This window comes from Pseudomonas sp. NFACC16-2 (assembly GCF_900119205.1).
In the GTDB taxonomy this organism is placed as follows: Bacteria; Pseudomonadota; Gammaproteobacteria; order Pseudomonadales; family Pseudomonadaceae; genus Aquipseudomonas; species Aquipseudomonas fluorescens_Q.
On record NZ_FPIX01000080.1, the window covers coordinates 1 to 5,794 of the forward strand.

A 5,794-nucleotide genomic window follows, 5' to 3' on the forward strand; every position below is an offset into this window, starting at 1 on the left:
CCCACGCAGGAGCGTGGGAACGATCGAACCGCCAATCCCCTGTGGAAGCGGGTTTGCTCGCGATGATGGACTGACCGGTCACAAAAACATCAGCGTTAATGGGAATAAATGTCAAACAGCAATGAGTTACTGTATCTTTCGCGATACATTCTTGTCAGCCTCCCGATGTGGAGGCTTTTTTTCATTAGGATTGTGCATCGATGCGTCGGATTCTCGTTTCACTGTGTGTGCTCCAGGCTTACTCCGTTTCCACCTGGGCTGAACAGCCAGTCCCTGCCAAGCCGGCTTCCCTTGAGTTGCAAGCCACGGATATCGTCGGTAGCGCCGACTATGAATCAGCCCAGGGAGCGGTGAAGGGCTATCACGCTACCCGTTCGGCCAGTGCCACCCGTACCGACACGGCGATCCATGAAACCCCGCAATCCATTTCCGTGGTGTCTCGCGACGTCGTCGAAGACCTTGGCGCCACGCGTCTGCAGGACGCCCTCGATTACGCTGGAGGGGTCGGCCGGGGGAACAACTTCGGTGGCCAGGGCCTGACTACTTTCACCGTGCGCGGTTTCACTACCGGAGAGTTCTACCGCAACGGTTTCCCGATCAACCGTGGCTATCCGAACATGCCTGACGCCAACACCATCGAGCGGCTGGAGGTCCTGCGCGGCCCGGCCACCATGCTCTATGGCCGGGGCGACCCGGGCGGCACCTTCAACGTGGTGTCCAAACAACCGCTGGCCGAACGCACGGTGACCCTGGGCAGCCAGGTCAGCGACCAAGGGATGCGTCGCGGTACGCTGGACGCGTCCGGCCCGTTGGATGAAGAAGGGCGCCTGGCTTATCGCCTGAATGTGATCGGCGAGGGCGGCGACACGTTCCGCGACCACGTCGAGACCGAACGTTACGGCGTTGCACCCGTGGTGACCTGGCAGGTCAACGACACCACGCGCCTGACCTTCGAAGGCGACTTCATGCGCAACAATGCGCCGCTGGACCGTGGCTTGACCCATTACGCCGGCCAGCGCGGCACCGCGTCGCGCGATACGTTCTTCGGTGAAAAAGACGTCGGCAAGCTGCATAACGACAACAACATGCTGCAGGTGCGTTTCGAGCACATGCTCAACGACGACTGGACCCTGGCCGGCGGTACCCAATGGCTCGACGGTACCTTGCAGGGCAATGCCATCGAAGGCAACGGCATCGCCGCCGATGGGCGCACCCTGGGGCGTAACTTCAACTACCGCAAGCTGGAGTGGACCGACAGCGACACCCAACTCAACCTCACCGGGCATTTTTCCACTGGCGGGTTCGAGCACACGTTGCTGACGGGTATCGAGTATGAAGACTACGACTACCAGTCCATCATCCAGCGTTCCTCGGGCGCTGTCGGGGCCTACCCGATCGATATCTTCGACCCGGTGCATGGCCAGCCACGCCCGGCATTGACGCGCAAGCCCACCGATGACCAGGAAAACCTCAAGACGTTTGGCGTGTTCGTCCAGGATCAGGTGGCGCTGACCGAGCGTTTGAAGCTGTTGGCCGGGGCGCGTTTTGAGCGGTTCGAACATGAGTACGAGACGTTCGTTCCACAGCTGCGGCCCGACAGTAGAAACTGGGATGTCACTGACAGCGCCGTCACTCCGCGCCTGGGGATGATCTACGACCTGACCGACACCGTGGCTGTCTATGCCAACACCGCACGCTCATTCAAACCCAACACCGGTGCCAGACTCCAGGGCGGAGGGTTCAAGCCGGAAGAGGGCAAGTCCTACGAAATGGGTGTCAAGTGGGAAGCGCTGGATCGCCAGTTGAGCGTCGACGCTGCGATCTACCAGATTGAAAAGCGCAATGTACTCACGCCCGACCCGCAGGACCCCACATTCAACGTGGCGGCCGGCGAAGTACGCAGCCGCGGTTTCGACTTGAACGTGGCGGGCAATCTGACGCCACAATGGCGCGTGATCGGTGGTTACGCCTATGTGGATGCCGAAGTGACCAAGGACATCAGCATCCCGTCCGGCACCCGCTTGCTCAACGTGCCCAAGAACTCCTTCAGCCTGTTGAACGTCTACGAGTTCCAGGACGGTGGCCTCAAGGGGCTCGGCCTTGGCGTAGGTGCCAAGTACGTCGATGAGCGGGCCGGCAATACCGCGGCCAGCACCTTTACCATGGACAGCTACACCGTCGTGGACCTGCTCGGTTACTACAAGGTCAACGAGCGGATCCGCCTCAACCTGGACCTGAAGAACCTGTTTGACGCTGACTACGAAGAAGGTGCATTCGGGGGCGTCTATGCCTACCCGGGTGCACCGCGAACCGTGCAGGCCGGTATCTCCTACACGCTCTGAATTCGATGCGTCATGAAAACCCCGAAGGTTCTGCCTTCGGGGTTTTTCTTTTTACCACTTGCCTCTTTACCACTTGCCTGTGCTCATCCCGCCGTCCACCGGCAGTATCGCGCCAGTCGTGAAATCGGCGCCCGCCAGGTACAACACGGCCTCGGCAATTTCCTCGACGGTGCCCACGCGACCGGCTGGGGCCAGGTTGTCGAGGAATGCGCGGTGCGCCGGGTCGTGCATGGGCGTGTCGATGATGCCGGGGGCGATCGCGTTGACCTTGATGTTGTGGGGCGACAGCTCCAGGGCCAGGGCGCGGGTCATCTGGTTGACGCCGCCCTTGATCAACACCGGCAGTGCTGCCGGCACCTGGATGTTCGGTTGCAGGGCCACGGCGGCTGAAATGTTGATGATAAAGCCTTGTTGGCGCCCGATCATGTGCGCGGCAGCGGCCTGGCTGGCGTAGACCAGACCCTTGAGGTTAGTGTCCAGTAGCGCGTCCAAATCCTGGGGGCTGTATTCGACGAAGGGTTTTGGCAGGAAGAAGCCGGCGTTGTTCACCAGCCCGTCAACGGCGCCAAACGCCTCGATGGCTTGGGTGATGAGGGCGGTTGAAGTGGCCGGGTCAGCAATGTCGCCGGCCACGCCGACGAAACCGGCCGGGTGGCCGAGGTCGGCGGCGGCAGCCTCCAGGCCGGACGGGGAGCGGGCATTGCCCACCACGTTGTAGCCCCGACCCAGGAACGCTTTGACCAAACCCAGGCCGATCCCGCTGGAAGCGCCGGTGATAATGACGGTTTGTTTGAGGCTCATGATTGACTCCTGATCACATTGAGTTGAACCGGTGCGCCTGTGTTGGCGGTGGTTGAGTTCAGGGTATTGATGCGCCGGGGTTTGATAAATAAGGCTTCTGGTACTTGAGTTGATACGTCATGTAATCAATGGTCGGGGCCGCACACAATGTTCCCGGTTGATCGCAAACCCAAGTTCGCTGGTAACTCTCACAGGATTGTCGGGTTGGCACGTAGAAAAAAGCCCGGTCAGTTGGACCGGGCTCGGGAGGGGCAGGGCGTTATTCCTTGGGAAGACTTCGATACTCCGTCGTCGTCATCCCCGCGTATCCCCAGTTATCCGTGTCGACTTCCTCGATCACGATGTGGGTCAAATGCGGGTCCTTGCCCAGTACGCGCTGGAGGGTTTCGGTGATTTCGGAAATGACCTGGGCTTTCTGTTCACGGGTGACGCCGTCTCGGGTAATTCGCACATTGACGAAAGGCATGTTGCACTCCAACTGATAGAAATGAGCGCAGGACAACCCTGCGCGGTGGAAGGTCACTGTATTTATACGCCGCAGACTGATAAACAGGCCTTTGGAAACTTCAGTTGATACGCGGTGTAATGAATCATGAAGCGTCATTTCGAAGACCTGCAGTTGGGCAGCATAGAACTGTTCTGCCTGGCGGCGGAGGCGGGCAGCTTCACGGCGGCGGCGCAGTTGGCGGGGGTTACCCCGGCGGCAGTGAGCCGCTCGATCTTTCGCCTGGAAGAGCGCCTGGGTTCAAGGCTTTTCGTGCGCACCACCCGCAGCATCCGCCTGACCGAAGCCGGCAAGACCTATTTCGAGCAATGTCGGCAGGCGTTGACGCAATTGGTCGAGGCGCAACAGGAAATGATGGGCGCGCAATCGGTGCCGTCCGGGCAACTGCGCATCAGCCTGCCCACGACCTACGGCCATCACCGCATCCTGCCATTGCTGCCGGCCTTTCGAGCGCTGTACCCGCAAGTGACTGTGGACCTGCACTTGAGCAATCGAAACATCGATTTCGTTGCCGAAGGTTATGACCTCGCCATCCGGGTGCGGGCCCAGCCGGACTCGTCGATGATCGCCCGGTTGCTGGAAGACGCAAAACTGGTGGTAGTCGCGTCTGCGGACTATCTGCACAAGGCCGGCACGCCGCAGGTCCTTGAAGACCTGGACGACCACGAGTGCATCCAGTTCGACTTGCCCAGCAGCGGACGTCGGATTTCCTGGCTGTTCAAGGTGGATGGCATGGAGAAGGAGGTATTCGGTCAAGGCAACTATTGCTGTTCGGATGATGTGCTGGGCGGGGTGACGCTGGCCAAGCACGGCGCCGGGTTGTTCCAGACCTACAAATTCATCGTTAAGCAGGAACTGGCCAACGGGCAACTGGTAGAGGTGCTTGCACCCTTCGCAGGGCGCTCACGGCCGTTCACCTTGCTGTATCCCCATGGCCGGTATGTGCCGCAGCGTGTGCGCGCTTTTGTGGATTTCCTGCTGCAGTACCGAGAGCAGTGGGCCGCGGATTGAGGTGATTGTGATCTGTGGCGAGGGGATTTATCCCCGCTGGACTGCGAAGCAGTCCCAACAGCAGCGATGCAATCAATCAGGCACATCGAAGTATCAGGTTCAGGGCTGCTTTGCAGCCCAGCGGGGATAAATCCCCTCGCCACAATGAATCACAGCGCCTTCAAGTTGACAGGACGCTTTGCGCGGAAAACTTCTCTGTCAGAACCGAAACGCCTGCCGACCAATCAGCAACCACTTGCCATTCTTCTGCTTCTGCCAGATCTGGAAGTTCTCGATTTCCGTTGGCACCACTTCGGTGCCCTTGAGCGCCTGGGCCGAGAAGTGATTGCGCACCAGCGCTACGTCACCGGACAAGGTGATTTTCTGGTTCTGCATTTCCAGGGTCTTGAACGCGCTCTTGCCCGTTTCGATGTCGGCGATGAAGGCTTTCTTGTCCTGGATGTTGCCGCTGGAGTGCCCGTAGGTCAGGTTCTCGGCGGCCAGTGCCTGGAGTTGTGGGATGTCTTTGTGCAGCATGGCTTGGGTCAGGTGGTCGACGGCCTCGGCCACTTCCTGCTCGGCTGAAGAAGGGGCTGCCGCTGCGTAGCCGCTGAACAGGCACAAGAAGCTGACGATCAATGTCGCTTTTTTCATGGAGATTTCCTTGTTGTTGTAGGTATCCGGAACATACGAGCGCTTGCGCTCATCGGTCATCGTACAACTTGTCGAAGGCAACGGGAATAGCCAGACAGCTGGGCCATTTGTGAAATCAGCCAGGTCTGGTCAAAAGAACATCGGTGGGGATGGCCAACAATGTGGCGAGGGAGATCCCGCCGCGTCTTCGACGCTGCGCTGTCGCGCAGCAAACAAGTGTCCGACCTAAGATTGGGGGGCGCGCGGGGAAAGAGACCGTAGCCATCACTGGTGTGTACGCACCCGAGAGGGAGAGTGGTCCGCACGGTATCGGCGTGGAGTCGTTGTAGGCACAGCAAGCTGTGACCACGTATGAGAGAGTGAATCCGTTCGCCACCGTGCTCCCCGCGCGCCTTTCAATCCTGCGAGGAATTGTCATGGCGCGCAAGAAGCAGCAGAAACGATTTGAAGTGATTCACCCTCATTGTGCGGGTATCGATATTGGCAGTCGTGAGCACTGGGT

Annotated in this window: 5 protein-coding genes; 2 read left to right on the top strand and 3 right to left on the bottom strand. The window is 59.6% G+C overall.

The features are described from left to right. The first annotated feature begins 200 nt into the window (after positions 1-200). A complete protein-coding gene (locus BT116_RS29845) occupies positions 201-2,342 on the top strand; it encodes a TonB-dependent siderophore receptor (protein WP_072349361.1) in 2,142 nt (713 codons plus the stop codon). Between the two features lie 66 nt (positions 2,343-2,408). Here the strand turns inward: BT116_RS29845 and BT116_RS29850 are convergent, their stop codons facing one another. Then, positions 2,409-3,143, bottom strand: coding sequence for an SDR family NAD(P)-dependent oxidoreductase (locus BT116_RS29850; RefSeq protein WP_072349363.1), 735 nt, complete (start codon positions 3,141-3,143; stop codon positions 2,409-2,411). A 259-nt stretch (positions 3,144-3,402) separates the two neighbouring features. Then, positions 3,403-3,609, bottom strand: coding sequence for a tautomerase family protein (locus BT116_RS29855; RefSeq protein WP_025213530.1), 207 nt, complete (start codon positions 3,607-3,609; stop codon positions 3,403-3,405). Between the two features lie 126 nt (positions 3,610-3,735). Between BT116_RS29855 and BT116_RS29860 the strand changes: the two genes are divergently transcribed. Continuing rightward, on the top strand, positions 3,736-4,659 hold the full coding sequence (locus tag BT116_RS29860) for a LysR family transcriptional regulator (protein ID WP_072349365.1): 924 nt from the start codon (positions 3,736-3,738) through the stop codon (positions 4,657-4,659). Between the two features lie 198 nt (positions 4,660-4,857). On the opposite strand, the gene BT116_RS29865 is transcribed toward BT116_RS29860, so the two are convergent. Next, positions 4,858-5,292: a nuclear transport factor 2 family protein gene (locus tag BT116_RS29865; protein WP_063325053.1), complete on the bottom strand. Its 435-nt coding sequence runs from the start codon at positions 5,290-5,292 to the stop codon at positions 4,858-4,860. Positions 5,293-5,794 lie beyond the last annotated feature (502 nt).

Excerpts from the sequence above, each read along its gene's own strand:
- BT116_RS29845 (WP_072349361.1), top strand. The coding sequence starts at position 201 with ATGCGTCGGATTCTCGTTTCACTGTGTGTGCTCCAGGCTTACTCCGTT.
- BT116_RS29850 (WP_072349363.1), bottom strand. The coding sequence starts at position 3,143 with ATGAGCCTCAAACAAACCGTCATTATCACCGGCGCTTCCAGCGGGATC.
- BT116_RS29855 (WP_025213530.1), bottom strand. The coding sequence starts at position 3,609 with ATGCCTTTCGTCAATGTGCGAATTACCCGAGACGGCGTCACCCGTGAA.
- BT116_RS29860 (WP_072349365.1), top strand. The coding sequence starts at position 3,736 with ATGAAGCGTCATTTCGAAGACCTGCAGTTGGGCAGCATAGAACTGTTC.
- BT116_RS29865 (WP_063325053.1), bottom strand. The coding sequence starts at position 5,292 with ATGAAAAAAGCGACATTGATCGTCAGCTTCTTGTGCCTGTTCAGCGGC.